Annotated in this window: 23 protein-coding genes and 1 tRNA gene; 15 read left to right on the top strand and 9 right to left on the bottom strand. The window is 73.0% G+C overall.

Annotated elements, in window-relative coordinates:
- Positions 1–106 precede the first annotated feature (106 nt).
- A complete protein-coding gene (locus tag ACZ4VA_RS01155) occupies positions 107–634 on the bottom strand; it encodes a universal stress protein (protein ID WP_468079179.1) in 528 nt (175 codons plus the stop codon).
- A gap of 366 nt (positions 635–1,000) precedes the next feature.
- Here ACZ4VA_RS01155 and ACZ4VA_RS01150 point away from each other — a divergent pair, with 366 nt between their 5' ends.
- The 4 genes from ACZ4VA_RS01150 to ACZ4VA_RS01135 all read left to right on the top strand — a co-directional run bounded on the left by ACZ4VA_RS01150 (position 1,001) and on the right by ACZ4VA_RS01135 (position 3,989).
- Positions 1,001–1,468: a hypothetical protein gene (locus ACZ4VA_RS01150; RefSeq protein WP_388903863.1), complete on the top strand. Its 468-nt coding sequence runs from the start codon at positions 1,001–1,003 to the stop codon at positions 1,466–1,468.
- Between the two features lie 387 nt (positions 1,469–1,855).
- Positions 1,856–3,091, top strand: a complete 1,236-nt coding sequence (locus tag ACZ4VA_RS01145; protein ID WP_356164665.1) for a helix-turn-helix domain-containing protein — start codon at positions 1,856–1,858, stop codon at positions 3,089–3,091.
- A 117-nt stretch (positions 3,092–3,208) separates the two neighbouring features.
- Complete coding sequence (gene orn, locus ACZ4VA_RS01140) at positions 3,209–3,811, top strand: oligoribonuclease (protein ID WP_356173120.1); 603 nt, start codon at positions 3,209–3,211, stop codon at positions 3,809–3,811.
- 105 nt (positions 3,812–3,916) lie between these two features.
- Positions 3,917–3,989: transfer RNA gene (locus tag ACZ4VA_RS01135), tRNA-His, on the top strand.
- A 79-nt stretch (positions 3,990–4,068) separates the two neighbouring features.
- Here the strand turns inward: ACZ4VA_RS01135 and ACZ4VA_RS01130 are convergent.
- Both ACZ4VA_RS01130 and ACZ4VA_RS01125 read right to left on the bottom strand, forming a co-directional pair.
- Complete coding sequence (locus ACZ4VA_RS01130; RefSeq protein ID WP_356173122.1) at positions 4,069–4,896, bottom strand: protein kinase family protein; 828 nt, start codon at positions 4,894–4,896, stop codon at positions 4,069–4,071.
- A 25-nt stretch (positions 4,897–4,921) separates the two neighbouring features.
- Complete coding sequence (locus ACZ4VA_RS01125) at positions 4,922–5,977, bottom strand: LacI family DNA-binding transcriptional regulator (protein WP_355787079.1); 1,056 nt, start codon at positions 5,975–5,977, stop codon at positions 4,922–4,924.
- A 326-nt stretch (positions 5,978–6,303) separates the two neighbouring features.
- On the opposite strand from ACZ4VA_RS01125, the gene ACZ4VA_RS01120 reads away from it, so the two are divergent.
- The 4 genes from ACZ4VA_RS01120 to ACZ4VA_RS01105 all read left to right on the top strand — a co-directional run bounded on the left by ACZ4VA_RS01120 (position 6,304) and on the right by ACZ4VA_RS01105 (position 11,093).
- The gene (locus ACZ4VA_RS01120; protein WP_355787076.1) at positions 6,304–7,623 is read left to right on the top strand and encodes an ABC transporter substrate-binding protein; all 1,320 of its coding nucleotides are present in this window, start codon (positions 6,304–6,306) and stop codon (positions 7,621–7,623) included.
- Positions 7,624–7,628: 5 nt separating this feature from the next.
- The gene (locus tag ACZ4VA_RS01115) at positions 7,629–8,645 is read left to right on the top strand and encodes a carbohydrate ABC transporter permease (protein WP_355787073.1); all 1,017 of its coding nucleotides are present in this window, start codon (positions 7,629–7,631) and stop codon (positions 8,643–8,645) included.
- A gap of 12 nt (positions 8,646–8,657) precedes the next feature.
- Positions 8,658–9,566 carry a carbohydrate ABC transporter permease gene (locus ACZ4VA_RS01110; protein ID WP_355787070.1) on the top strand — a complete coding sequence of 303 codons (909 nt, stop codon included), beginning with the start codon at positions 8,658–8,660 and terminating at the stop codon, positions 9,564–9,566.
- Positions 9,567–9,662: 96 nt separating this feature from the next.
- Positions 9,663–11,093, top strand: a complete 1,431-nt coding sequence (locus ACZ4VA_RS01105) for a GH1 family beta-glucosidase (RefSeq protein WP_389389612.1) — start codon at positions 9,663–9,665, stop codon at positions 11,091–11,093.
- A 115-nt stretch (positions 11,094–11,208) separates the two neighbouring features.
- Here ACZ4VA_RS01105 and ACZ4VA_RS01100 read toward each other — a convergent pair whose 3' ends face one another.
- The 3 genes from ACZ4VA_RS01100 to ACZ4VA_RS01090 form a co-directional block, all read right to left on the bottom strand.
- On the bottom strand, positions 11,209–12,672 hold the full coding sequence (locus tag ACZ4VA_RS01100) for a glycoside hydrolase family 18 protein (RefSeq protein WP_356237642.1): 1,464 nt from the start codon (positions 12,670–12,672) through the stop codon (positions 11,209–11,211).
- 195 nt (positions 12,673–12,867) lie between these two features.
- Entirely contained in the window at positions 12,868–14,244 is a 1,377-nt protein-coding gene (locus tag ACZ4VA_RS01095) for a sensor histidine kinase (RefSeq protein WP_468079174.1), read from the bottom strand.
- Positions 14,245–14,278: 34 nt separating this feature from the next.
- Positions 14,279–14,983, bottom strand: a complete 705-nt coding sequence (locus tag ACZ4VA_RS01090; RefSeq protein ID WP_355784462.1) for a response regulator transcription factor — start codon at positions 14,981–14,983, stop codon at positions 14,279–14,281.
- 110 nt (positions 14,984–15,093) lie between these two features.
- On the opposite strand from ACZ4VA_RS01090, the gene ACZ4VA_RS01085 reads away from it, so the two are divergent.
- On the top strand, positions 15,094–15,615 hold the full coding sequence (locus ACZ4VA_RS01085; protein ID WP_355784459.1) for a hypothetical protein: 522 nt from the start codon (positions 15,094–15,096) through the stop codon (positions 15,613–15,615).
- Positions 15,616–15,630: 15 nt separating this feature from the next.
- On the opposite strand, the gene ACZ4VA_RS01080 is transcribed toward ACZ4VA_RS01085, so the two are convergent.
- Together ACZ4VA_RS01080 and ACZ4VA_RS01075 are read right to left on the bottom strand one after the other, a co-directional pair.
- Complete coding sequence (locus tag ACZ4VA_RS01080) at positions 15,631–16,506, bottom strand: spermidine synthase (protein ID WP_356173136.1); 876 nt, start codon at positions 16,504–16,506, stop codon at positions 15,631–15,633.
- Positions 16,507–16,894: 388 nt separating this feature from the next.
- Positions 16,895–17,332 carry a hypothetical protein gene (locus ACZ4VA_RS01075; RefSeq protein ID WP_355782554.1) on the bottom strand — a complete coding sequence of 146 codons (438 nt, stop codon included), beginning with the start codon at positions 17,330–17,332 and terminating at the stop codon, positions 16,895–16,897.
- Positions 17,333–17,629: 297 nt separating this feature from the next.
- Here ACZ4VA_RS01075 and ACZ4VA_RS01070 point away from each other — a divergent pair, with 297 nt between their 5' ends.
- Positions 17,630–19,090 carry a hypothetical protein gene (locus ACZ4VA_RS01070; RefSeq protein ID WP_355782551.1) on the top strand — a complete coding sequence of 487 codons (1,461 nt, stop codon included), beginning with the start codon at positions 17,630–17,632 and terminating at the stop codon, positions 19,088–19,090.
- Positions 19,091–19,140: 50 nt separating this feature from the next.
- Here the strand turns inward: ACZ4VA_RS01070 and ACZ4VA_RS01065 are convergent, their stop codons facing one another.
- Complete coding sequence (locus tag ACZ4VA_RS01065) at positions 19,141–19,737, bottom strand: histidine phosphatase family protein (protein ID WP_355782549.1); 597 nt, start codon at positions 19,735–19,737, stop codon at positions 19,141–19,143.
- Positions 19,738–19,928: 191 nt separating this feature from the next.
- On the opposite strand from ACZ4VA_RS01065, the gene ACZ4VA_RS01060 reads away from it, so the two are divergent.
- The 5 genes from ACZ4VA_RS01060 to ACZ4VA_RS01040 all read left to right on the top strand — a co-directional run bounded on the left by ACZ4VA_RS01060 (position 19,929) and on the right by ACZ4VA_RS01040 (position 25,470).
- On the top strand, positions 19,929–20,882 hold the full coding sequence (locus tag ACZ4VA_RS01060) for a phosphatase PAP2 family protein (protein WP_468079170.1): 954 nt from the start codon (positions 19,929–19,931) through the stop codon (positions 20,880–20,882).
- Entirely contained in the window at positions 20,779–21,996 is a 1,218-nt protein-coding gene (locus tag ACZ4VA_RS01055; protein ID WP_468079169.1) for a hypothetical protein, read from the top strand. Before ACZ4VA_RS01060 ends, ACZ4VA_RS01055 begins: the two co-directional genes overlap by 104 nt.
- A complete protein-coding gene (locus ACZ4VA_RS01050) occupies positions 21,987–23,597 on the top strand; it encodes a hypothetical protein (protein WP_468079167.1) in 1,611 nt (536 codons plus the stop codon). Before ACZ4VA_RS01055 ends, ACZ4VA_RS01050 begins: the two co-directional genes overlap by 10 nt.
- Positions 23,594–24,940, top strand: a complete 1,347-nt coding sequence (locus tag ACZ4VA_RS01045; RefSeq protein WP_356237641.1) for an AAA domain-containing protein — start codon at positions 23,594–23,596, stop codon at positions 24,938–24,940. The genes ACZ4VA_RS01050 and ACZ4VA_RS01045 overlap by 4 nt, the downstream gene beginning before the upstream one ends.
- A 143-nt stretch (positions 24,941–25,083) precedes the next feature.
- Positions 25,084–25,470 carry a hypothetical protein gene (locus ACZ4VA_RS01040; RefSeq protein ID WP_355794155.1) on the top strand — a complete coding sequence of 129 codons (387 nt, stop codon included), beginning with the start codon at positions 25,084–25,086 and terminating at the stop codon, positions 25,468–25,470.
- Positions 25,471–25,537: the final 67 nt, after the last annotated feature.

The raw sequence follows: 25,537 nt of genomic DNA, 5'->3' as shown, positions 1-25,537 counted from the left end.
GTCGGTAGATTGACGCGATACGGCGAGGGAACCGAGCTACCCGCCCCTCATCCCACCTGGGATGGGAGCGAGTTGCACTCGAAGGGCGCGTGAGGGGCGCGGCGCGCTAGGGGATGACGACGACGGGCCGCCGGGCGCGCTTGGCGAGCCGGCCGGCCACCGAGCCGAAGATGCGCCCGACGATGCCGTGCGTGGAACCGACGACGATCGCGTCCGCCTCGTACTCCTGCCCCACCTCTTCGAGCTCGTGGCAGATGTCGCCCCCGCGCTCGACGAGGATCCAGGGCACGTCGGACAGGTACTCCGCGCAGGCGAGCTCCAGCCCGAGGACCTCGGTGCGGTGGTCCGGCACGTCCACGAAGACGGGGGGCTCGCAGCCCGCCCAGACGGTGGTCGGCAGCCGGTTGGCCACGTGCACGATGATCAGGCCCGAACCGGAGCGGTGGGCCATGCCGATCGCGTACGCGAGCGCCCGCTCGCTGGACGTGGAGCCGTCGAAGCCGACGACCACGCCGTGCTTGAACGCGGGGTCGCAGGAACGACGTGGCTCTTCCGCCGCCAAGGGCTCGGCCGCCGTGGGATCGGCGAGCGGGCGCTTGCGGTCCGCGGGATCGAAGAATTCGTGACCGGCCATGAGTGTCTCGGCGTGTGGATCCTCGTGGGTGGGACGACAGAGAGCGGCGGAGCTGTGTGTCCGGGAATCACCTTCCCAACCCCATACCCCCAAGGGTACGGCGGCACGCCTCCTCTGCCCATATCCCGCGCCTGCCGCGCGGGGTTCCAGGGAGCATGCATGAGGGGGCGCCCGTAACGCAATGGTTGCTGCCCCGTACAGGCGGTTTGCACGGGGTTCACCCGAGCGCGGCCCGGACCCCGGCCCGACGCGGCGGGGCGGGGTCCGGCCGGTCTTCGGCGTCCGGGCAGTGACCGGGCGCTCGAACACGCGTTGAACCGGGTGAGCCACGACCATGGGAAGCACGGGAGCACCAGGGAGCACAGCGTGCCCGCACCAGAGACCGCGTCCCAGTCCGCCCCCGCGCCGCGTCCGCCCGCGCCGCCCCCGCAGGACACGGCGAGCGACGTCGTGCGCTGGGCCGCCTTCAGCTGCGTCCTGGTCCCCGTGGTGCTCGTCCTGTACGGCACCTCGCTCGCCGGCGCGGCCGGCACGGCGCTCGGGCTCGGAGCGGTGACCGCCGCCTGCCGGATGCTGCTGAGGCAGTCCGAACGGGGCGCCGCCCGGCTGCGCGCACAGGAGGAGCCGCAGCACCGCGGGCGGCACGGCCGGCCCGGTCCGCCGCGGGGCGAGGGCCCCGGCAGGAGCGAGTGGGGACGGGGCGGCGCGCACGCGATGGCCGGCGGCCACGGCGGGCGGGGTGGTTCCCACGGGGCTGCCGGGGCACACGGGAGGAACGGTCCCGGGGCGCACAGAGGCGGCCGTCGAACAGGGGGAGATACGCCGGTCGACTGACCGGTTTGTGCGCACGCCCCCGCTTCTTTTCAGCCAACTTCACTTACCGGCGCATGGCTTGGTCGAACGACCCCCCAACCCCCGTTCCACCTGCACGGACAGGGTCGCCGGGGACATGCGCACCCTATGGGGACCGGCCACCGGCACAAGGCGCACTTCCCTGCACGGCCCACGAGTGCAACGCTTCGTGATCGAATGCTTCACGCCAAGTTGCCATGTCGACAATGTGCCGGATGGTGAACTGGTCACGCCGGCACCACGCGACACAGTAGATTCGATCATGACTGTCTTACGGCGGGGGACTCGTGCAGGACCGAGGGGAAACGTGTTGGAGCGACAGACCCGAAAGGTTAAGGGTGCCGCGACCACCGAGGGGGGCTTAGCAGTATGAGCCACGACTCCGCTGCCGCGCCGGAAGCCGCGGCCCGGAAACTCTCCGGGCGACGCCGCAAGGAGATCGTCGCGGTGCTGCTGTTCAGCGGCGGCCCCATCTTCGAGAGCTCCATACCGCTGTCGGTGTTCGGCATCGACCGCCAGGACGCGGGCGTACCGCGTTACCGCCTCCTGGTGAGCGCGGGTGAGGAAGGCCCACTGCGGACCACAGGGGGCCTCGAACTCACCGCGCCACACGGGCTGGAGGCGATCTCACGGGCGGGCACCGTCGTCGTACCGGCCTGGCGGTCGATCACCTCGCCGCCACCGGAGGAGGCGCTCGACGCACTGCGCCGGGCGCACGAGGAGGGGGCCCGCATCGTCGGGCTGTGCACCGGCGCCTTCGTGCTGGCCGCCGCCGGGCTGCTGGACGGACGGCCGGCCACCACCCACTGGATGTACGCGCCGACGCTGGCCAAGCGCTATCCGTCGGTGCACGTCGACCCACGCGAGCTGTTCGTGGACGACGGGGACGTACTGACCTCGGCCGGCACCGCGGCCGGAATCGATCTCTGTCTGCACATCGTGCGGACGGACCACGGCAACGAGGCGGCCGGCGCGCTGGCCCGCCGGCTGGTGGTCCCCCCGCGCCGGAGCGGCGGCCAGGAGCGCTACCTCGACCGCTCTTTACCGGAGGAGATCGGCGCCGACCCGCTCGCCGAGGTCGTCGCCTGGGCGCTGGAGCACCTCCACGAGCAGTTCGACGTGGAGACCCTCGCCGCGCGCGCCTACATGAGCCGGCGGACCTTCGACCGCCGCTTCCGCTCGCTCACCGGCAGCGCTCCGCTGCAATGGCTGATCACGCAGCGGGTGCTCCAGGCGCAGCGGCTGCTGGAGACGTCGGACTACTCGGTGGACGAGGTCGCGGGCCGCTGCGGCTTCCGCTCGCCGGTGGCGCTGCGCGGGCACTTCCGCCGCCAGCTCGGCTCCTCGCCCGCCGCGTACCGCGCCGCCTACCGGGCGCGCCGTCCGCAGGGCGACCGGCCCTCCGACCTGGACGGCTCCGCGGGGCCGCCGGGACCGGCTCCCGCGCTGCACCAGGAGAGCCCGGTGCCGCTGCAGACCCGGCGTACGGCGGCCGCCGGCGCGATCGGCCCGTCCACCTCGCTGTCCACGGACCCGGCCAAGCACGGCCAGGACTTCTACGCGGCGGGCCGACCGAGCCTGCCGGGGCAGCGCAGCGCGCCGTAGCACCGGCCGGGCGGGGGCCCACGGGCTCCCGCCCGGACCGTCCGTGCGCCCCGGGCCGTGCGTGCCCGGGGCGCACGGGCGGTCCGGCGGGCCGGAGCGGGCCGTAGGGTAAGACACATGAACGATCGCATGGTGTGGATCGACTGCGAGATGACCGGTCTCTCGCTGTCCGACGACGCGCTCATCGAGGTGGCCGCGCTGGTCACCGACTCGGAGCTGAACGTACTCGGCGAGGGGGTGGACATCGTGATCCGCCCGCCCGACGCGGCGCTGGAGACCATGCCGGACGTGGTGCGCACCATGCACACCGCCTCCGGCCTCCTCGAAGAGCTGGCCGGCGGCACGACGCTGGCCGACGCGGAGGAGCAGGTGCTCGCCTACGTACGGGAGCACGTCAAGGAGCCGGGCAAGGCCCCGCTCTGCGGGAACTCGGTCGGCACCGACCGCGGTTTCCTGCTCCGGGACATGCCGACCCTGGAGGACTACCTGCACTACCGGATCGTGGACGTCTCCTCCGTGAAGGAGCTGGCCCGGCGCTGGTACCCGAGGGCGTACTTCAACAGCCCCGAGAAGAACGGCAACCACCGGGCCCTGGCCGACATCCGCGAGTCGATCGCGGAGCTGCGCTACTACCGCGAGGCGATCTTCGTCCCCCAGCCGGGCCCCGACTCGGACACCGCCCGCACGATCGCCGCCAAGCACGTCCTGCCCGTGGAATAGTCCCGCGCCCGCCCCGCGGAAAGGCGGGCGCGAGCACCCCTTCGGACCCTGTACACTTTTTCTCGGCCGGTCGGGGAAACCACTTTCGGAGAACCGCCGGTCATGGTGGGTGTAGCTCAGCTGGTAGAGCACCTGGTTGTGGTCCAGGATGTCGCGGGTTCAAGTCCCGTCACTCACCCTGAGTAGTCAGCCGGTGACCTGTTCGTTCAGGTCACCGGCTGACTGCGTTTCAGGGGCCGTCCGCGCCCGGCCGTGGCTCAGGCGGCCCGGCCCGGGCGCACCGCCCGCCACGCGGCGGCGAAGGAGGCCACGTCCTCGTAGCGCTCGGCGGGATCCTGCCGGGTCGCGCGCTCGATGACCGCGAGCTGCGGTGCCGTACCCCGCCAGGCCCGCTCCTCGTCCCCGGCGTCCAGGAACAGCCGCGCGGTGCGGCCCAGGGTGAAGACCGTCGTACGGGCGTCGATCACCGCGCCCCGCTCGAACTCCTCGGGCGCCATGTACCGCCGGGAGCCCGGCAGCCGCTCCTCCTCCACGACGAAGGGGCCCGGACGGTACTCGTCGAGGTCGACGAGGTGGGCCACGCCGCCCGCGAAGTCGTACAGCAGCGCCCCGTCGTAGAAGTCGACGGCGACGTGGCCGGCGCCCTCCACGGCCAGGTGGGCGTCCAGGACGCGGTCGAAGGCGCGCAGGATGTCCGCGGTCGGCAGGGCGCGGAAGCGGGCCATCGGGGTGTGCGGGCTCGTACGGTCGCGCTGCCCGGTCCCGGTGGGGTGGTAGAGCACCTCGCCCTTGCGCCAGGGCATCACGACCGCCCAGGTGTCCCGTACCGCGATGCGGTGGACCTGGGGGACGATGGCCGCGTGCCGTACGGCGCGGTGGAACGCCCAGCCGCGCTCCAGCGACTGGCGGGCGCCGTCGGTGACCGCCTCCTTGACGAACCAGCACGCGCCGTCGAGCAGCCGGACCCCGTACGACACGCACCCGGAGTCCTGTTCCCGGAACGCGGTGAACACCTCACCCACCCGGCCCAGATACGGCTCCACGGCGGAGACTTCGTCGACTGCCAGCAAGGGATGGAGGACCATGCACGCCAGCTTGCCCTACGAGAGGTCAGGACGAAGCGCGCGCCACCAGTTCCGTGGGCAGGACCACCTGACGGCTCTCCAGATCGCGCGAGGCGACGGGCCTGCGGTCGGCGATCTCGCCAAGCAGCAGGTCGATCATCACGCGGCCCATCTCCTCGATCGGCTGGCGCACGCTGGTCAGCGGGGGGTCCATGTGGCGGGCGATGGCGGAGTCGTCGTACCCGACCAGCGCCACGTCGTCCGGTATACGGCGGCCGACCTCGCGCAGCACCTGGCGGGCGCCGGCCGCCATGACGTCGGAGCCGGCGAAGACCGCGTCCAGGGTGGGGCAGCGGGCGAGGAGTTCGGTCATCGCGCGGCGGCCGCCCTCCTCGGTGAAGTCGCCGGCCACGATCAGGTCCTCGTCGACCTCGCGGCCCGCGGCGCGCAGGGCCTCGCGGTAGCCCTCGACGCGGCGCTGGGCGCCGAAGACGTCCATGCGGCCGGCCAGGTGGGCTATGGTCCGCCGCCCCTGCGCGATCAGGTGTTCGACGGCGACCCGGCCGCCGCCGAGGTTGTCGGAGTCCACCGAGGGAAGCGTCTCCCGGGCGGATCTGCGGCCGCTGATCACGGCCGGGATCTCCAGCTGGGACAGCAGGTCCGGCAGGGGGTCGTCCGCGTGCACGGACACCAGCAGCACGCCGTCCACCCGGTGCGCCGCCAGGTACTGCGCGAGGCGCTGCCGCTCCCGGTCGCTGCCCGCGAAGATCAGCAGCAGCTGCATCTCGGTCTCGGAGAGCTCGGCGCCCACGCCCCGGAGCATGTCGGAGAAGTACGGCTCCGAGAAGAAGCGGGTCTCCGGCTCGGGGACGACGAGCGCGATGGCGTCGGTGCGGTTGGCGGCGAGCGCGCGGGCCGCCGTGTTGGGGACGTAGCCGAGTTCCGCGACGGCCGCCTGGACGGCCGCGCGCGTGGCGTCGCTGACCCGCGGCGAGCCGTTGATGACCCGGGAGACCGTGCCGCGGCCCACCCCGGCCCGCGCGGCGACCTCCTCGAGAGTCGGCCGTCCGCCGCTCCGGCCCCGCGCTCCGTGGCCTGCCATGGTCCGCCTCCCTTCACACCGCGTCACACCGCGTTGGCCTGGAATCTAACAGTCTTGATCCGCGCGCGACGCCCCGAGACGGGCCGCGGAGGCTCCGTCGCCGGGATTAGTTAACAGCCCGATAACCGAAGAGATATCTCGGCGTCCTCACCCTTGACACCCCCGCGTGAACCGACGACTCTTCAACACATCACATGTGGGAGCGCTCCCACGGTACCTGACAAAACACATCCCGCACGTTCCCCGCCCGAGCCGCAGCGAGAACTAACGGGCCCAACAATGCAGTTGGCCGGGGGGTCGGCACGTCAGGGCAACAGGAGGATGCAATGCGAGCACGTTCCCTTACCGCCCGCAAGGCGGTGGTCGTCGCGGCCGTCGCAGCGCTGGGCGCCGGGCTGCTGGCCGGCTGTGCCGACGACGGCGATGGCGACTCTAATTCGTCGGGCGGCGGCAAGGGCAAGACGACGATCACCCTTGGTCTGTTCGGCACGTTCGGCTTCAAGGAGGCCGGGCTGTACGACGAGTACGAGAAGCTGAACCCGGACATCAAGATCCAGGAGAACGTCACCGAGCGGAACGAGAACTACTACCCGGCTCTCGTCAACCACCTCACCACGGGCAGCGGTCTTGCCGACATCCAGGGCGTCGAGGTCGGCAACATCGCCGAGGTCGTCGACACCCAGGCCGCCAAGCTCGTGGACCTCTCCAAGGTCTCGGGCGTGAAGGAGGGCGACTTCCTCGACTGGAAGTGGAAGCAGGCCACCGCCAAGGACGGGGCGACGGTCGGCCTCGGCACCGACATCGGCCCGATGGCCATCTGCTACCGCAAGGACATGTTCGAGAAGGCCGGCCTGCCCACCGACCGCGAGGAACTCGCGAAGAAGTGGGGCGGCGACTGGAACAAGTTCGTCGAGGTCGGCAAGGAGTACAAGAAGAAGGCGCCGAAGGGCACCACCTTCCTGGACTCCCCCGGCGGCCTGCTGAACGCGGTCCTCGGCAGCGAGACGGAGAAGTTCTACGACGCCTCCGGCAAGGTCATCTACAAGGACAACCCCGCCGTGAAGTCGGCCTTCGACCTGACGGCCGGGGCGGCCAAGGACGGTCTGACCGGCAACCTCACGCAGTTCCAGCCGACGTGGGACCAGGCGTTCGCCAACGGCAAGTTCGCCGCGGTCTCCTGCCCGCCGTGGATGCTCGGTTACATCGCGTCCAAGGCGAACAAGGACACCAAGGGCAAGTGGGACGTCGCCAAGGCGCCCGCGGGCGGCAACTGGGGCGGCTCGTTCCTCGCCGTGCCCAAGGCCGGCAAGAACGTGAAGGAGGCCTCGAAGCTCGCCGCGTGGCTGACCGCGCCCAAGCAGCAGGCCACCCTGTTCGCCAAGCGGGGCAGCTTCCCGAGCGCGCAGACGGCGTACGAGCTTCCCGAAGTGACCGGCGCCAAGAACGACTTCTTCGGTGACGCCCCGATCGGCACCATCTTCGCGGCGGCCGCCAAGGACAGCCCGGTCCAGGTGATCGGCCCGAAGGACCAGATCATCCAGCAGGGTCTGACCGACAACGGCGTGTTCCTCGTGACGAAGGGCAAGTCCCCCGCGGACGCCTGGAAGACGGCCACGAAGACCATCGACAACAACCTGGAGAAGTGACCGGTATGTCCACCCGGCACGACACCGCCGCGCCCCCCGTGAAGGAGGGGGGCGCGGCCCCGGCCGACCGCGTACCGGCCGCGGCGCCCACGGAGGCGGACATCCGCCGCCGGGCCCGGCTCTCGCGGCGATGGCAGCGGGACCTTCGGTGGAGCCCGTACGTCTTCGCCTCCCCGTTCTTCCTGCTCTTCCTCGCCTTCGGCCTCTTCCCGCTGATCTACACGGGCTGGGCCTCGCTGCACACGGTCGAGCTGACGGCGCCCACCGACATGGAGTGGGCGGGCCTGCGCAACTACACGCGCATCTTCGACGACGAGTTCTTCTGGAACGCGGCGAAGAACACCCTGACCATCGGCATCATCTCCACCGTCCCGCAGCTGCTGATGGCGATGGGCCTCGCCCACATCCTCAACTACAAGCTGCGCGCCTCCACGTTCTACCGGGTCGCGATGCTCGCGCCGTACGCGACCTCGATCGCCGCGGCGTCCCTGGTGTTCGTCCTGCTCTTCGGCCGCGACTACGGCATGATCAACTGGGCGCTGCACTTCGTCGGCGTCGACAGCATCGACTGGCAGAACGACAAGTGGCCCTCGCAGATCGCGGTCTCGACGATCATCATCTGGCGCTGGACCGGTTACAACGCGCTGATCTACCTGGCGGCGATGCAGGCCATTCCGCAGGACCTGTACGAGTCGGCGGCGCTGGACGGCGCCTCGCGCTGGCAGCAGTTCCTGCACGTCACGCTGCCGCAGCTGCGCCCGACGATCCTGTTCACCGTGGTCGTCTCGACGATCGGGGCGAGCCAGGTCTTCGGTGAGCCGCTGCTGTTCGACCAGAACAAGGGTGCCTCCGGCGGCGCCGAGCACCAGTTCCAGACGCTCGGGCTCTACCTGTACGAGCAGGGCTGGGTCAACCAGCACCTCGGGCGGGCCTCGGCCATCGCCTGGACCATGTTCTTGATCCTCATCGTGATCGGGATCGTCAACTACGTCATCTCGCGCCGGCTGCGCGCCAGTACCTAAGGAGAACCGGCCGTGACGACGACCCTGACGAGTCCGCCCGCCGACGCCGTGCCCAAGGAGCCGAAGCGCAGCCGGCGCCCCAAGTCGGCGCGTGCGGGCGGACAGCTGCACGGCGGTCCCCTCGCCTATCTGATCCTCGCCCTGTTCACCATCGGCTCGCTGTTCCCACTGGTGTGGACGGCGATCGCCGCCTCGCGCGACACCAACCGGCTGGCGCAGACCCCGCCGCCGCTGTGGTTCGGCTCCAACCTCTTCAAGAACCTGGACCTCGCCTGGGGGGACGCCAATCTCGGCGAGGCGATGTTCAACACCACGCTCGTGGCGGGGATCTCGGCGGCCACCGTCGTCTTCCTGTCCACGATCGCCGGGTTCGCCTTCGCCAAGCTGCACTTCCGGGGCCGCGGCGCGATGATGCTGATCGTCATCGGCACCATGATGGTCCCGCCGCAGCTCAGCGTGATCCCGCTCTACATGATGGTCGCCAAGCTCGACTGGACCGACCAGCTCCAGGCGGTGATCTTCCCCTCCCTGGTGAGCGCCTTCGGGGTCTTCTTCATGCGGCAGTACCTGATCCAGGCGCTGCCGAACGAGCTGATCGAGGCCGCCCGGGTGGACGGCGCGAGCAGCTGGCGCGTGGTGTGGCACATCGTGTTCCCGGCGGCGCGGCCCGCGATGGCCGTCCTGGGCATGCTGATCTTCGTGCAGACGTGGAACGACTTCCTGTGGCCGTTCCTGGTCCTGACCCAGACCGGCAACCCGACCGTGCAGGTCGCGGTGGCGGGCCTCGGCCGCGGGTACACCCCGGACCAGTCCCTGATCATGGCCGGCGCGCTGCTCGGCACCCTGCCGCTGCTGCTCGTCTTCGCCCTGTTCGGCAAGCAGATCGTCGGCGGCATCATGCAGGGCGCCGTCAAGGGCTGACCCCCTGCTCCGGGGGCCGGGTCATCGCCGCCCCGGCCCCCGCCCCTCCGTTTCTCTTCACCGTCGGTCTCCCCGACCTCTTATGGGAGCGCTTCCATGCCCGATTCAGTGACGCCCGTGACCTTCCCTCCCGCCTTCCTCTGGGGTGCGGCGACCTCCGCGTACCAGATCGAGGGGGCGGTGCGTGAGGACGGACGGACCCCCTCGATCTGGGACACCTTCAGCCATACGCCGGGCAAGACGGCGGGGGGTGAGACGGGGGACGTGGCGGTGGACCACTACCACCGCTACCGCGACGACGTGAAGCTGATGGCGGAGCTGGGCCTGGACGCGTACCGCTTCTCGATCTCCTGGCCCCGGGTGCAGCCGACCGGGCGCGGCCCCGCGGTCCAGCGCGGTCTGGACTTCTACCGCCGGCTGGTCGACGAGCTGCTGGCGCACGACATCAAGCCCGCGGTCACCCTCTACCACTGGGACCTGCCGCAGGAGCTGGAGGACGCGGGCGGCTGGCCGGAGCGGGACACGGCCCTGCGGTTCGCCGAGTACGCGCAGATCGTCGGAGAGGCGCTGGGCGACCGCGTCGAGCAGTGGATCACCCTCAACGAGCCCTGGTGCAGCGCCTTCCTGGGCTACGCCTCCGGTGTGCACGCCCCCGGCCGCACCGACCCGGCGGCCTCCCTGCGGGCGGCCCACCACCTCAACCTGGCGCACGGGCTCGGCACATCGGCGCTGCGCTCCGCGATGCCCGCCCGCAACACGGTGGCGGTGAGCCTCAACTCCTCGGTCGTCAGGCCGCTTTCGCAGAGCCCGGCCGACCTTGCGGCGGCCCGGCGCATCGACGACCTCGCCAACGGCGTCTTCCACGGCCCGATGCTGCACGGCGCGTACCCGCAGAGCCTGTTCGAGGCGACGGCCTCCGTCACCGACTGGTCGTACGTGCAGGACGGCGACCTCCAGCTGATCCACCAGCCGCTGGACGCGCTCGGCCTCAACTACTACACGCCCGCGCTGGTCTCCGCCCCCGAAGCGGAGCCGACCGGCCCGCGGGCGGACGGTCACGGGGCGAGCGCCTTCTCGCCGTGGCCGGGCTCGGAGGACGTCGCCTTCCACCAGACGCCGGGCGAGCGCACCGAGATGGGCTGGACGATCGACCCGACGGGCCTGCACGACCTGATCATGCGCTACACCCGTGAGGCTCCGGGACTGCCGCTCTACATCACCGAGAACGGCGCCGCCTACGACGACAAGCCGGACCCCGAGGGCCGTGTGCACGACCCCGAGCGCATCGCCTACCTGCACGGCCACCTCGCCGCGGTGCGCGGCGCGATCACCGACGGCGCCGACGTCCGCGGTTACTTCCTCTGGTCCCTGATGGACAACTTCGAGTGGGCGTACGGCTACGGCAAGCGTTTCGGCGCGGTGTACGTGGACTACGCGACCCTCGCCCGTACGCCGAAGTCGAGCGCCCTCTGGTACGGGCAGGCGGCCCGGACGGGCGCCCTGCCGTCGCCGGTCGCCGCCGAGTAGACCACCGCCCGGGGGGGCGGGAGGGGAACGGGGGAACGGAGCGCGCCCCGGCCGGGTGGGGGGAGGTCCGGCCGGGGCGCGCTCTCCCCCGTGGGGAAGGGCCTACTGGTGGGGGTTACTTGTAGGCGCCGAAGGCCTTGGAGAAGGCGTTCTGGTCCTGGACGATCGAGCTGCACGTGGCGTCGGCGTAGTTCTTCGCCCCGCCCGCGCACTGCTTGTCACGGGTCGCGGACCACATGGAGAGCCAGCCGATCCCCTTCGACCTGGCGAAGTTCACGAGCTGGGTGGCGTCGTCCACCTTGAAGATCTCGCTGGTGACGTCGTTGACGCCGATCATCGGGGTGACGGCGACCGCCTTCCAGGCCGCGCTGTCGGAGAGCCCGAGGACGCTCTTGACCTGGGCCTGGGTCGCGGTGGCGGCCTGCTCGGCGTAAGTGCCCATGTCGCCGCTGTACGCGGGCCCGTAGTCCATCGCCATGATGTTGACGGTGTCGACGGCCACGCCGTTCGCCTTGGCGTTGGCGAGCAGGCTCACACCGTCCTGGGTCAGGCCCTCGGGCATCACCGGGAGCGTGAAGGAGACGTCGATGCCGGGGTGGGCCTTCTGCAGTTTGGCGATGGCCTGCGCGCGCCGGGTGTTGGCAGCCGTGTTCGGCAGCGCGCCGCCCTCCACGTCGAAGTCGACCTTGGTGAGCTTGTACGCGTCCACGACCTTGCCGTACGCCGTGGCGAGCGCGTCCGCGGACGAGCACGTGGTCGCCAGCTCCGAACCGGCCGCGCCGCCGAAGGAGACCCGGACGTCGCCGCCCTTGGCCCGCAGCGCGCCGATCTGGCCGGCGACCGCGTCGCTGCCGAGGTCGGTGACGCCGCCCCACTTGGGGGTGCAGCCGCCGCCGTCGGTGACGAAGGCGAGGTTGTAGTCCTTCACGCCGGTCGCCGCGGCGTTCGCGACCAGGTCGAAGGCCGGGTAGAGGGACGTGTCGACGTAGGGCGCGAAGCCCGCGTCCGTGCTCGTGCCGCTGCCCGGCGTCTGGGTGGGCGCGGGGGTGGTGGGGGCCGACGTGCTCGGGCTCGGGCTCTTCGTGGGGGTGGCGCTCGGCTCGGGCTTCGCCGTCTCGGACGGGCGGCCGCTGGGCTCGGGCGTCGCCCCGCCGTCCGCCGAACACTTGGCGTCGTCGATCAGGCAGCCGCTCGGGTCCGCGGTGCCGTTCACGACGAAGCCGATGGTCACGGACTTGCCGGCGGCCAGGCCGTCGGTGTCCCAGGACGGCGGCGTCACGGTGACATGCCGTCCGCTCACCTCGGACCGGCCGTTCCACAGCGAACTGAGCTTGGCTCCGGTGGGCAGGTCGAACTCCAGCGTCCAGTCCTTCTTGACCTGGCCGCTGTCGTTCGTGATGACGTACTGACCCGTGTAGCCGGTGGACCAGTCGCTGGTCCTAGTGTACGCGGCGCCGACGCCGGCCGCCTGCGCGGTCCCGGTGAACAGGAGGGCGCCGCCGCCGATCACGGCCGCGGCGACGACGCCGCCTATCGCCTTGTTCCTGCCACTGACCTTGCGCCGGTGCGTGCTGCTCATCGCGTGCCTGCTTTCGCGGTTTCACGGGGGGTGGGTGCGAGCAGCACGCTAGCGACCGGCAAACGGGCAAAGCGCCTGATCCGGGCGGTGGTCGGGGATCTTAGGGTGCGCTTAAGGAAGGCATCGGGGACGGTTAAAGGTCGAGACCAATTCGGCTCTCGGCGGCGTCGGAGCGGGCCCGGCGCCGCGAGGCGTTCAGACCACGCCCACGCCGCGCCTGCGGCGCCGGACCGTTCCGCGGTGCCCGCGGCGGACGGGGGCGCGCCCGTCGAGCTGGATCCAGACCCGCACCTCGGTTCCGCCGAGCACGGAGGAGCCGATGCGCACGTCCCCGCCGGTCGACTCGGCGAGACGCCGCACGATGTCCAGGCCGAGTCCGGTCGACCCGTCGCTGCCGGAACCCCGGCCGCGCGCCATCGCCGCGTCCGGGTCCACGATGCCGGGGCCCGCGTCCGAGACCAGCACGATCACCGCGTCCTCGCCGTTGTGCACGTCGACCGCGAAGGCCGTGCCCTCGGGGGTGTGCCGGAAGACGTTGCCGAGGAGGGCGTCGAGCGCGGCCACCAGGTCGGCGCGGGCCACCGGTATGCGCACCGGACGGTCCACGCCCGCGAGACGGACCTTGCGGCCCTCGTCCTCCGCGAGCGCCGACCAGAAGTCCATCCGCTCCCGGACGACCTCGGACGCGTCGCACCCGGCGCCCACGCCGATCGCCGCGGTCTGCGGCTTGGCCTCGCGGGCCGTGCGGATGATCGTGTCGACCTCGCGCTCCAGTTGCGCGACCGCGGCCCTGGTCTGGTCGGCGGCCGGTCCGTCGCCGAGCGAGGCCGTGTTCAGCCTGAGCACGGTCAGGGGCGTACGCAGCCGGTGGGAGAGGTCGGCGGCCAGCTCCCGCTCGTTCGCCAGGAGTTGGACGACCTGGTCGGCCATCGAGTTGAACGCGACGGCGGCGAGCCGCAGTTCGGTGGGCCCCTCCTCCGGCACCCGGGCGCCGAGCTTGCCCTCCCCCAGCTCGTGCGCGCCCTCGACCAGACGCTGGGCGGGCTGCACCATGCGCACGCCGAGCCGGTCGGCCACCGCGACCGAGCCGATGATCAGGGCCACGCCGACGGCCGCCAGGACCGCCCAGGCCGTCCCGACGCCGTTGCTCGTCTCGGACTCGGGGACGTACACCTCGACGACCGCTATCTCACCGGAGCTCAGCGCGGTCGGCTGGAGCAGCGTGGAGCCGCCCGGCACCCCGGTGGTGGAGGCCCGGCCCAGCTCGCGGGTGGTGGTGATGTCCTTGTCGGCGGCGCGCTGCCTGCCGAGGTCGACGGCCGCCGCGCCACCGGAGGCGGGGATGTGCACGGCCAGCCCCGAGTCGGAACCGGCGGAGGCGACGACCCGCTCCAGCTGCTCCGGGTCGGTGGTGATGGAGAGCGCTGGGGCGATGGCCGCGGCCTCCCGCTCCGCGTTCGAGAACGCCCGGTCGCGGGCCATCTCCTTGATGACCAGCCCGAGCGGGACCGCGAAGGCCACCACGACCATCGTGGTGACCGCCACGCACACCTTGACCAGCGCCCACCTCATCGCGGCCGCCCCAGGACTTTGGCCCGGCCCGCCGTCACGGCGCCGGCTCCGTCCGCGGCGGCTCCAGCTTCACGCCGACCCCGCGCAGCGTGTGCAGATAGCGCGGCTTGGCCGCCGTCTCGCCCAACTTCCGCCGCAGCCACGACAGATGGACGTCTATGGTCTGGTCGTCGCCGTAGGCCTGCTGCCACACCTCGGCGAGCAGCTCCCGGCGCGCCACGACCACGCCCGGCCGGCCCGCGAGGAAGGCGAGCAGGTCGAACTCACGGCGCGTCAGGTCCAGGCGTACGCCGTCCAGTTCGGCCTGGCGGCGCAGCGGGTCGACCGAGAGCCCACCGACCCGGATCACCCGGGACGGGGGCGCCTCGCCCACGGACGCCCGCGAGCGCCGCAGGACGGCCGCCATGCGCGCCGACAGGTGCTCGACGGAGAAGGGCTTGGTCAGATAGTCGTCCGCGCCGTCGTTCAGCAGCCGGACGATCTCCGTCTCGTCGTCCCGCGCGGTGGCGATGATCACGGGGACGTCCGTGATGCCGCGGAGCATCTTCAGGGCCTCGGAGCCGTCCAGATCGGGCAGACCGAGGTCCAGGATGACCACGTCGAAGGAGTGATGGGCGACCTCGCGCAGCGCCTCCAGGGCGGTGCCGACACTGCGCACGGTGTGCGCGGCATCGGTCAGATGCCGGATGAGGGCGGAGCGCACGAACTGGTCGTCCTCGACCACGAGCACACTTGCCATGGGCGGCACCGTACGCCATCCGGGGGATGCCGGTCCGGTGCCTGTGGACAACTCCGTTCGGGACGCACCCATGAGACACCGGTGGGGCGCGTGGTGCAGTATGGCCCGCGATGCGCAGAGGTCTCGTACACGTACTCGCGTGGTCGCTCGCCACGGGCGCGGCGGTCACGCTGTCGTGGTGGGGTGTCCACACGGTGATGGCGGGGACCGCCTACGACCCGCCGCGCGCGCTGCCCATCACGGCGGCCGACGCCACCACGCAGGAGTCGAAGCCGCTGGCCTCCTCGACCAGCCGCCCCTCGCCGTCCAAGAGCCCCTCGGAGAAGCCGCGGAGGACCCCCGGGCCCACCACGACGCCCTCCTCGGCGCCCTCCCGGTCGGCGTCCGCCGGGCCGGGGCCGAGTGCCTCGGGGCAGGTCAAGAGCTACGGCACGGACGGCGGGCGGGCCGTGTTCGACCTCGGGAAGACCTCGGCGACGCTCGTCTCCGCGACGCCGGCCTCGGGCTGGTCGATGCAGGTGTGGAAGACGGAGACGTGGATCCGCGTGGAGTTCGGCTCCGGGGCCGACCGGGTGTCGGTGTTCTGCACGTGGCACGACGGGCCGCCCCGGGTGGAGATCGGCACGTACTGAGCCGGGCGGCGCACCTCAGCGGAACACGGACGGAGGCGGTGCGGGCGAGGCCACCGCCGAGGCGTCCGTGACCGGGACCGCTCCGCCGGTGAAGTCGGCGAGGGCCCTGCCGTGTTCGACCCGTCCGGGGTGCGGGTCCGAGGCCGCGCGCCGGGTGAGTTCGGCCACCGGCAGCGGGTGCGCGGAGGCGACGAGGACGGCGTTCCCGAAACGCCGGCCGCGCAGCACCGTCGGGTCGGCCACCAGGGCCAGTTCGGGGAAGACGCTCGCGGCGGTGGCGATCTGGCCGCGCAGGTGCGCGAGCGGCGGTCCGTCGGCCAGGTTGGCGGCGTACTGGCCGGTGTCCCTGAGCACCCTGCGGACCTCGGTGAGGAACTCGACGGAGGTGAGGTGCGCGGGGGTGCGGGCGCCGCTGAACACGTCGGCGATCACCAGGTCCGCCCAGCCGTCCGGCACCTTGCCGAGTCCTTCGCGAGCATCCGTGGAGCGCACCCGGATGCGGGCGTTCGGGTCCAACGGGAGTTCGCGGCGGACCAGTTGCACGAGGGCCGCGTCGCGTTCGACGACCTGCTGGGTGGAGCGGGGGCGGGTGGCGGCCGCGTAGCGGGCGAGGGTGAACGCTCCGCCGCCGAGGTGCACGGCGTGCACGGGTCTGCCGGGCGGGGCGACCAGGTCGATGACGTGGCCGAGGCGCCGCTGGTACTCGAAGCTCAGGTAGGAGGGGTCGTCGAGGTCGACGTGCGACTGCGGTGCCCCGTCGACGAGGAGGGTCCAGGCGCGGGCCCGGTCCGGGTCGGGCAGCAGCTCCGCGAGCCCGCCGTCGACCGGCTCGACGACGGCGTCGGCCCCCTGCCCACGCCGCGCGCTCCGGCCACTCTTCGACTTGCCCATCAGGCCATTATCGACGCGCGGAAGGGGGTCGGCCCACCGGCGGGCGCGTAGGGCGGCTGGGGACGGACATCGGCAGTCGGCTCGACACCGACGGAGGCGGGGCGCGACGGCGCCGGAGCCGCGGGGCCCAGGGCGCGTCGGAGGCGCGGGGTGGGCGTGCCGGTCGGGAAAGCGGGGCGAGCCGGCATCTGCGGGGCAGACGGCCGGGCCTGCGCTGTGGCCGGGTACGGCGGAGTCCGACGGGCGGCCCGCTGCGGGTGCCGGGGCGGCCGGCTCGGAGTGGAGGCGTCGCCCGGCGGCTGCCCGGTGGCCGGGGCCACCTGCTCGGGGCAGGGTCGGCCCGGTGGGCGGATGGTCGCCCGGGGAGCGTACGGCTCGGGAGCCGGGGTCAGCGGCAGTTGTCGGCGGCCTCGATGAGGCGGGCGGCCTCCCCGAGCGCCGCGCGCAGCACCGCCGGGTCCGTCGCGAGGTCCGCGTCCCCCGGCGGGAGCAGCCAGTCGGAGCCCTCGACGGGCGGCTCCGGCGCGAGGCTCACCCCGCGGCCGTTGGTCTGCGTACAGGTGCTGCCCGGCATGTCCCAGGCGTCCGCCGTGCCGGGCGGCACCAGGAAGCCGAGGGTGTCGCCGTTGTCGTCGTGCAGTACCGGTCCGACGGACTCGGAGGAACCGCGGCGGAGGATGTCGACCGCCTCCAGTCCCTGCCGCGCCGGCACGGTCACCAGATCCAGGTCGCTGTCCTGCCCCGGCGGGGCGGCGAACTCGGCGTGCGGTCCGGGTCGCGCCGCGGCCGACGCCGTACGGAAATCGGTGCTCTGCCTGGTCTTCATCCCGGCCTCCAACACGGAACCCTCCTCCTGACGAGTAGGTCGGGAGTTCGGGCGGCTCCCGGTCCACAGGGTTCAACGCGTCAGGGCGTCAACGGCTACGGCGGAACTCCGCCGCAAAGGATGGCAGTTCATGGCAGATCGGGGATGGGATATCCGGTTTGTAGCCAAACCCCGGGTGTCGGGCCCGTCACAGCAGGTACGTTCTTGCCCGCCGGAACCAGGGCGACGATCGGGCGGTTAACGGACAACTCGCCTCGGTCCGGCATGGTTCGACGGTTCGCAAGAGAGGGCCCGGCCATGACGTCGTCAACGGTGACCTCGTCCGAGTACCCCCGGCCGCCACGGCCGAACCTCGCTTTCCGGCGGCTGCGCGGGCACCGCTCACCGGGCGAGTTCGCCGCCGCGGTGCGCAGGGCGGCGCGGGAGATCGGCGAGCGGGTCAGCTGCGACGCGCGGTACATCGGGCGCGTCGAGGCGGGCGAGATCCGCTGCCCCAACTACGCCTACGAACGGGTGTTCCTGCACATGTATCCCGGCCGCACACTGGCCGACCTGGGCTTCGCTCCCCGCTCGTCGGTGCGCGGACGGGGGGCGCGTACGTCGGACGAGGCGCCCCCCGTCCACCTCACGAGCCTGTCCGCCGCCCCGCATGAGTCGGACGGGCACCGCGACCCGTATGACCCGCAAGACACGTGCGACACGCACGAGTACCACGAACAGAACCACGAGGAGAGCGACGTGCAGCGTCGCGCATTCATGACCGGCGGCACCGCCACCGTGGCCGCCGCCTCCCTCAGCCCCCTGGGACTCGGCCTCGGCGCGCCCGCGTCGGCCGCGGACGGACCGGTCCACCGGGCCGGGACACCCGAGGCGGGGGCCCTGGAGGAGGCCGTCCGCAAGATCAGGCTGCTCGACGACCGGCACGGCGCCGACGGCCTGTACCGCAGGGCGGCCACCCCGCTGCGCACCGCCTACGCGCTGCTCGACGCCGGCACGATGCGGCAGTCGACCGCGGACCGGCTGTACGCGGGCGCCGGTGAACTGGCCATCTCCGTCGGGTGGCTGGCCCACGACTCGGGCCGGTTCGACGACGCGCGCTCGCACTACGCGGAGGCGCTCGCGACGGCCCGGATGTGCGGGGACGCCGGACTGGAGGCGCACGCCTTCTGCAACACGGCCTTCCTCGCCCGGGACGCGGGCCGCCCCCGGGAGGCGGTGCGGGCGGCACAGGCGGCCCAGCGCGCCGCCCTGCACCTGGGCTCGCCCCGGCTGCTGTCCCTGCTCGCGCTGCGGGAGGCGGGCGGCTGGGCGGGGCTAGCCGACCGCACCGGCTGCCGGCGCGCCCTGGCCCGCGCGCAGGCCCTCTTCGAGCGGGGCCCCTCGGCGGCCGACCCGGAGTGGATGAGCTTCTACGGCGAGGCCGAGCTGGAGGTGCTGGAGGCGCAGTGCTGGTCGACGCTGGGCGACTGGCCGCGCGCGGCCCGGCACGCCCGGCGCGCCGCCCACCTCCAGGACCCGCACTTCACCCGCAACATCGCCCTCTACACGGCCGAGCTGGCCGACGACCTCGCGCGCGGCGGCCGTCCCGACGAGGCGGCGGCGGCCGGTCTGCGCGTCCTGGACCTCCTGGACGAGGTCCAGTCCTCCCGCATCCAGACGATGCTGGCGGGCACGGCCCGGGTGCTTCTCCCGCACCGGCGGGCCTCGGGGGTGCCGGCGTTCCTCGACCGGCACGCGAGCCTGCCGCGCACGGCGTGAACCGCGGGCCGGCGCGGGCGGGGAAGGAAACGGGGCGGGAGGGACAGGCCCTAGCCCGCCAGGTGGCCGCAGTCGTTCCAGGCCTCGATCGCGGGCTCGCCGTAGGCCCAGCCCAGGACGGAGAGCGACGTCGGGTTGAGGCGGATGCGGGCGGCGAAGTCGATCGGCAGGCCGAGCCAGCGGGCGCCGATGGCCCGGAGGATGTGCCCGTGGGCGAAGACCAGGACGTCGCGGTCCTCGGCGCGGGCCCAGGCGACCGTCTCGTCCGCGCGCGCGGAGACCTGCTCCAGGGTCTCGCCCCCGGGGACCCCGTCGCGCCAGATGAACCAGCCCGGCCGCACCGCCTGGATCTCCGCCGGGGTCATGCCCTCGTACTGCCCGTAGTCCCACTCCATGAGCGGGTCCCAGGTGCTCGCGCGCTCGCCGAAGCCGGCCAGTTCGCACGTCTCACGCGCGCGTACGAGCGGACTCGTGCGCACTTCGAGACCGGGCAGAGCGCCGAACGGCGCCCGGTGGAGGCGTTCGCCCAGTAGTTTGGCACCGCGCCGGCCCTCCTCCAGGAGGGGGATGTCCGTCCTGCCGGTGTGTCTGCCGGACAGCGACCATTCCGTCTGTCCGTGCCGGGCCAGCAGGATGCGCGGTGCCATGAGGAGCCCTTCCGGGGGAAATGGGAGGCGGATGCCTCCATCATCGCGCACGCTTGCACGGAGCAACCCGCCGGGCGATCCCGGCGTCTTCGAGGACCGGGGGCGCCGCTCGGCGGCGCGCACATACACCGTAAAGTGGACGAGCGGGCCATCGGCCCCAGGACTGCAGTCAGAAGGGGGAGGGCGATCGGATGCCGCAGACCGAGGCACCCGGCACCGGGGCGATCGCACGTACCCGATTGCGCTGGTGGACCGAGCTCCCGCTGATCGTGCTGGTGTACGCGTGCTACTCGGCGGGCCGCCTGCTCGCGCGGGGTGACGTGGCCGGCGCCGTCGACCACGGTCTGACGATCCTGCGCGTGGAGAAGGTCCTCCACCTCAACGCCGAGCATCCGCTGAACCGTCTTTTCACGCACCACGCCTGGCTCGGCGTACCCGCCGACTTCTGGTACGCCTCCCTGCACTACCTGGTCACCCCGCTGATCCTGGTGTGGCTCTTCCGCTCCCGCGCGGTGCGCTACCGGGCGGCCCGCACCTGGCTGATGACCTCCACGTTCATCGGCCTGATCGGCTTCACGCTGCTGCCGACCTGCCCGCCCCGGCTGCTCGCGGCGAGCCACGGCTTCGTCGACACGATGGCCCAGTACAGCGACTACGGCTGGTGGGGCGGCGAGGCGAGCGCGCCCCGCGGCATGGGCGGCATGACGAACCAGTACGCGGCGATGCCGAGCCTGCACGTGGGCTGGTCGCTGTGGTGCGGGGTGATGCTCTGGCGCCACGGCCGCACCCCGCTCGCCAAGGCCGCGGGCGTCGCCTACCCGCTGCTCACCACGATCGTCGTGATGGGCACCGCGAACCACTACTTCCTCGACGCCGTCGCGGGAGCCGCCGTGATGGGCGTCGGACTGGCGCTCACCCCGCTCGTGCTGCGGGCCGCGGAATCCGCCAGGGCGCGCCTGGGATCGCGTTTCGCTCCCGTCGCACTGGCCTCACGGGGCGCGGGTTCCTCGATTGTCAGTGGAGAGTGCAAGACTTCCGCGGGTGAGCGAATTCCCCGACAGCGCGAGTCCCGAACCGGAGCGGGAGCCGAGCCGGACGCCTCTCCCGCCGACGCGGGGGAAGGCGCTGCGGCAGCGGCTCGCTGAGCTGCGCGGCCCGGACGTCCCGCCGAAGGCACTGGACGCGCGGGCCCTCGCGGCGCTGGCCGCCAACCCCGGCTGCGAGCGCCGCGCCCTGCTGGACGGCGCGGGTGTCGACAAGGCGAAGCTGGCCGACGCGCTGGGCTCGCCGTCCGCCTTCGGCCAGTCGCAGTTCGCCTTCACGCGGGGCAACGCGTTCGAGGCCCGGGTGAAGGCCGACGGCGGCGCCGAGCTGCTGCGGCTCGTGCACGAGACGCTGGACCCGCGGGCCGAGCCGCCCGCCGCCGGTGTCGTCCCCGACCTCACGGCCGCGGGCCCCGAGGGACGCGCGGCGCGTACGGCGCTCGCGCTGCGCGAGGCCACCGGGTCCGCCGCCTGGACCCTGCTGGACCATCCGATGCTCGCGCTGGACGTGGCGGGCTCCCCCGCCTTCCTGGAGCCGGACGCGGTGGTCGTGCACCCCGACGGCGGCTGGACGGTCGTCGAGATCAAGTCGTTCCCGATGCTGGACGGTTCGGCGGACCCGGCGAAGGTGGGCGCCGCCGCCCGTCAGTCCGCGGTCTACGTGCTGGCGCTGGAGCGGGTCGCCGCGCTGATCGACCCCGCCCCCGAGGTGCGGCACCGGGTGCTGCTGGTGTGCCCCAAGGACTTCTCGAACCTGCCGACGGCGTCCGCCGTGGACGTGCGCAAGCAGCGCGCGGTCACCCGGCGCCAGCTCGCCCGGCTCACCCGCGTCGAGGACATCGCCGACGCCCTCCCGGAGGGCACCTGCTTCGCCCCGGACCGCCCGGCCCCCGACCTGACCGCGGCCGTCGAGGCGGTCCCCGCCGCCTACGCGCCCGAGTGCCTGGCCGCCTGCGAGCTGGCCTTCCACTGCCGGGACCGCTCGCGCGGCGAGGGCGCGGTGACGGCCCTGGGCCGCTCCCTGCGCGCCGAGCTGGGCGGACTGACGACGGTCGGCGACGTGCTGGCCGCGGCCCACGGCGAGGCCGGTGACCCGCGGGACCCCGCGGTGGCCGCCCTGCGCAGAGCGGCCGCGCTCAGGGCCGAGGCGCTCAAGCCCCGCACGGTGCCCCACCAGGGCCAGGAAGCACTTCCGGAGGTGGCCCCTTGTCGCTGATCACCACGCTGGCCCGTCTGGAGGCCGTGAGCAGCGGGCGCGCGCAGCCGGCGGCCACCGTGCGGCACCGGCACCTGTCGGAGCGGCCCCTCGTCTTCGTCCCGCTGACCACGGCGGGCGAGGCCGGAGCACCGCTCGGGGCGCTCGTGGGCACCGACCGGGACGCGCCGACTCTGCTCGTCGTACCGCAGCCCCGGGACCGTGACCTGCGGTTCGCGTTCCTGGCCGAGCTGGCCGCGGTCGTCCTGCCGTACATCGACGGGTACGCGGGAGAGGTGGAGGCCGCCGAGCGCACGGAGACCGACCCGGAGACCGGCAAGCGGGTCAAGGTCGAGGTCGAACTGTGCGCGGACGCCCCCCAGTTGATCGTGCCGAGCCGGGCGGGTGTGGAGTTCGTACGGCTGCTGGGGCGCTCCATGCGGTTCCGGCGCACCGCCGAGGAGGAGCCGGAGGCACCCCATCCCGCGCCGCCCCGGGTGCCGTTGCTGGGGCGGTGGCTGACGCACTACGGGGAGCGGGCGCGGGTGCCCGGCTCCTCCCTGCTCCTGGCCCTGTCCGACGTGCTGTCCCGGCACTGGGCGACCGGGCAGAGCAGCCTGGAGGACCAGCACCTGGGCGCCCTCCTCGCCTGGATCGACCCGGCGCCGGGCGAGTCCGGCGCCGAGGCGGCCCTGCGGGCGGAGCTGACCCGCGACTCCGAGGGGCAGCTGCTGTGCCCGCCCGCCGGACCGGCGACCGACCCCGCCTTCGACAACAAGCTGCTGGCGCCCGCCATCGAGCGCTACGACCGCGCGCGTACGGCACTGGCCGCCGCCGAGGACGGTCTGGAGGCCGACGACCGGCTCGGTGAACTGACCGCGGCCGAGGGGCGGATCCGCGCTCTGGTGGCGAGCCGGACCCGGCCCACCTGGGACGCGGTGTGGCGCGGACTGGACCTGCTGCGGGAGCTGCCCGAGGGGGCGCACGTCGCCGACCGCTGGACCCGGGACCGCTGGTCGTTCACCGGTCACCGCGACCGGGTCGTGGCCGGCGAGCCCCCACAGCCGCGCCGCGACGACGCGGTCACCGCCGCGAACAAGCTGGCCACCCGCGAGCGCGAACAGGCGCGTCTGGAGGCGCAGGAGGCCCTGGACGACCCGCTGGTGATGGCCGGACGGCGGCTCGCGGGCGAGGCGTTCGCGGGTGAGGTGACCGATGTCGTCATGGCGTACAGCGAGGGCAAGCGGCCCAGTCCGCGCCCCCTGGTGACCGTCCGGACCGACGACCGGCCGCATCTCGGGGAGCGCGCGAAGGTCTACCGCTCGCTCGGCGGCAAGCCGCAGGCCGCCGAGTTCGTCGGGTACGAGGAGCACGGGGAGGCCGGTGCCGACGGGCTCGTGGTGCTGCGGATCGTCGACAAGATGGGGCGCGGCAAGGAGCCCGAGGACGGGTCGGTGCCGGAGAAGGGGGACCTCGTCTGCTTCACCCTCTTCGAGCACGAGCAGCGCGGCGGCGCGAAGCTGCCCGACCCGGAGGAGACGCCCTGGACCCACGGCGGCCCGCCGGGCGGGTCCGCGACCGCTCCCGCCCCCGACCCGGTGACCGAAGAGGACGTCCTGTGACCGGTCTTTCCGCCGTCCCCACCGACCCCGGTGCCGCCGCAGGCCGCGCCACCGACGCGATCCTGCGCGACACCCTGCACGGCACGCACCGGGGGGTCGTGGTGGACTCGCCGCCCGGTGCCGGCAAGTCGACGCTGGTGGTGCGGGCCGCCCTCGAACTGGCCGCGGCGGGACGGCCGCTGATGGTCATCGCCCAGACGAACGCGCAGGTCGACGACCTGGTCCTGCGGCTCGCCGAGAAGGATCCCGAGCTGTCCGTCGGCCGCCTGCACAGCAGCGACCCCGACCCGTACGACAAGGCGCTCGACGACCTGACGAACGTCCGCAAGTCCGCGAAGGCCGCCGACCTCGCGGGGCTCTCGGTCGTCATCTCGACGGCCGCCAAGTGGGCGCACGTCAAAGGCGTGGAGCCCTGGCGGCACGCGATCGTCGACGAGGCGTACCAGATGCGCTCGGACGCGCTGCTCGCCGTGGCGGGACTGTTCGAGCGGGCGCTGTTCGTGGGCGACCCGGGGCAGCTCGACCCGTTCTCGATCGTGGGCTCGGAGCAGTGGGCCGGGCTGTCGTACGACCCGTCGGCGTCGGCCGTGACGACCCTGCTCGCCCACAACCCCGAGCTGCCGCAGCACCGGCTGCCGGTGTCGTGGCGGCTGCCCGCCTCGGCCGCGCCGCTCGTCTCGGACGCGTTCTACCCGTACACGCCGTTCCGCAGCGGCACCGAGCACGGCGACCGCCGGCTCGGCTTCGCCGTCCCCTCGGACGGTTCGGGACCCGACCGGGTGATCGACGAGGCGGCGGAGGCGGGCTGGGGCCTGCTGGAGCTGCCCGCCCGGCACACTCCGCGCACCGACCCCGAGGCGGTCAGGGCGGTGGCCCTGGTCGTGCGCCGGCTGCTGGACCGGGGCGGTGCGGCCACCTCCGAGCGGTCGCCCGACCCGGTGCCGCTGACCGCCGACCGGATCGCCGTCGGCACGGCGCACCGCGACCAGGCCGCCGCCGTCCGGGCCGCCCTGACCGATCTCGGCGTCGCGGACGTCACCGTGGACACGGCCAACCGGCTCCAGGGCCGCGAGTTCGACGTGACGGTGTTCCTGCACCCGCTGTCCGGGCGGCCCGACGCGACGGCGTTCCACCTGGAGACGGGCCGGCTGTGCGTCCTCGCCTCACGGCACCGGCACGCCTGCATCGTGGTGTGCCGGGCGGGTGTCTCGGACCTGCTGGACGACCACCCCTCGACGGAGCCCGTCCAGCTCGGCGTCACGGTCAAGTTCCCGGACGGCTGGGAGGCGAACCACGCGGTGCTGGCGCGGCTGTCGGAGCACCGGGTGGGCTGGCGGCCCTGATCGGGGCCGTCCGCGGGGCCCGGTCAGCGGTGCGGGCGGCGATCGCACAGGCGTGCCAAGGGCCCACTTGCACCGTCAGGGGACAATGGACGGTGGCCCATGCTCGCCGCGGGGCCACCGGAACCGTACGAGGAGGAGAAGACATGGCGGAGCCCACGCCGCGTCGGAACGAACCGCGGCTACGCCCCGCGCCCCTGCTCTTCGAGCCGGCCGAGGCGGCGGCCGACCCGGAGCACTTCTTCGACCTGGAGTCGATGGACGACCCGCGTGCCCTGCTGGCGCGGGCGACGGAGCTGACCCAGGCGTTCCGTGCCGCGGCCGACCGCGCCGTGGAGTTCCAGGCCATCGCCGCCGCCCAGCTCGCCGACCCGCGCCGCTTCGACCGGCTCACGCACGCCGCGATCGCCGAGCGGGCCCAGTGGACCGAGGACTACGCGAAGAAGATGGTCGAGTTCGGCCGGGACCTGCTGCGCGGCGGCGACGACGGAGGCGGCCGGGGCCACGGCCACGGGATCAGCGACCACGCCTGAGCCCGGCGCCCGCGCGAGGGCCGCGCCCCCGGACCGGGGCTCGCGGCACGACGCCCGGCCGGCCTGC

The sequence above is a fragment of the Streptomyces sp. NPDC028308 genome (assembly GCF_055565855.1).
Note: the sequence above shows the minus strand (reverse complement) of the source record. Positions and strands in the feature narration are given on the sequence as shown.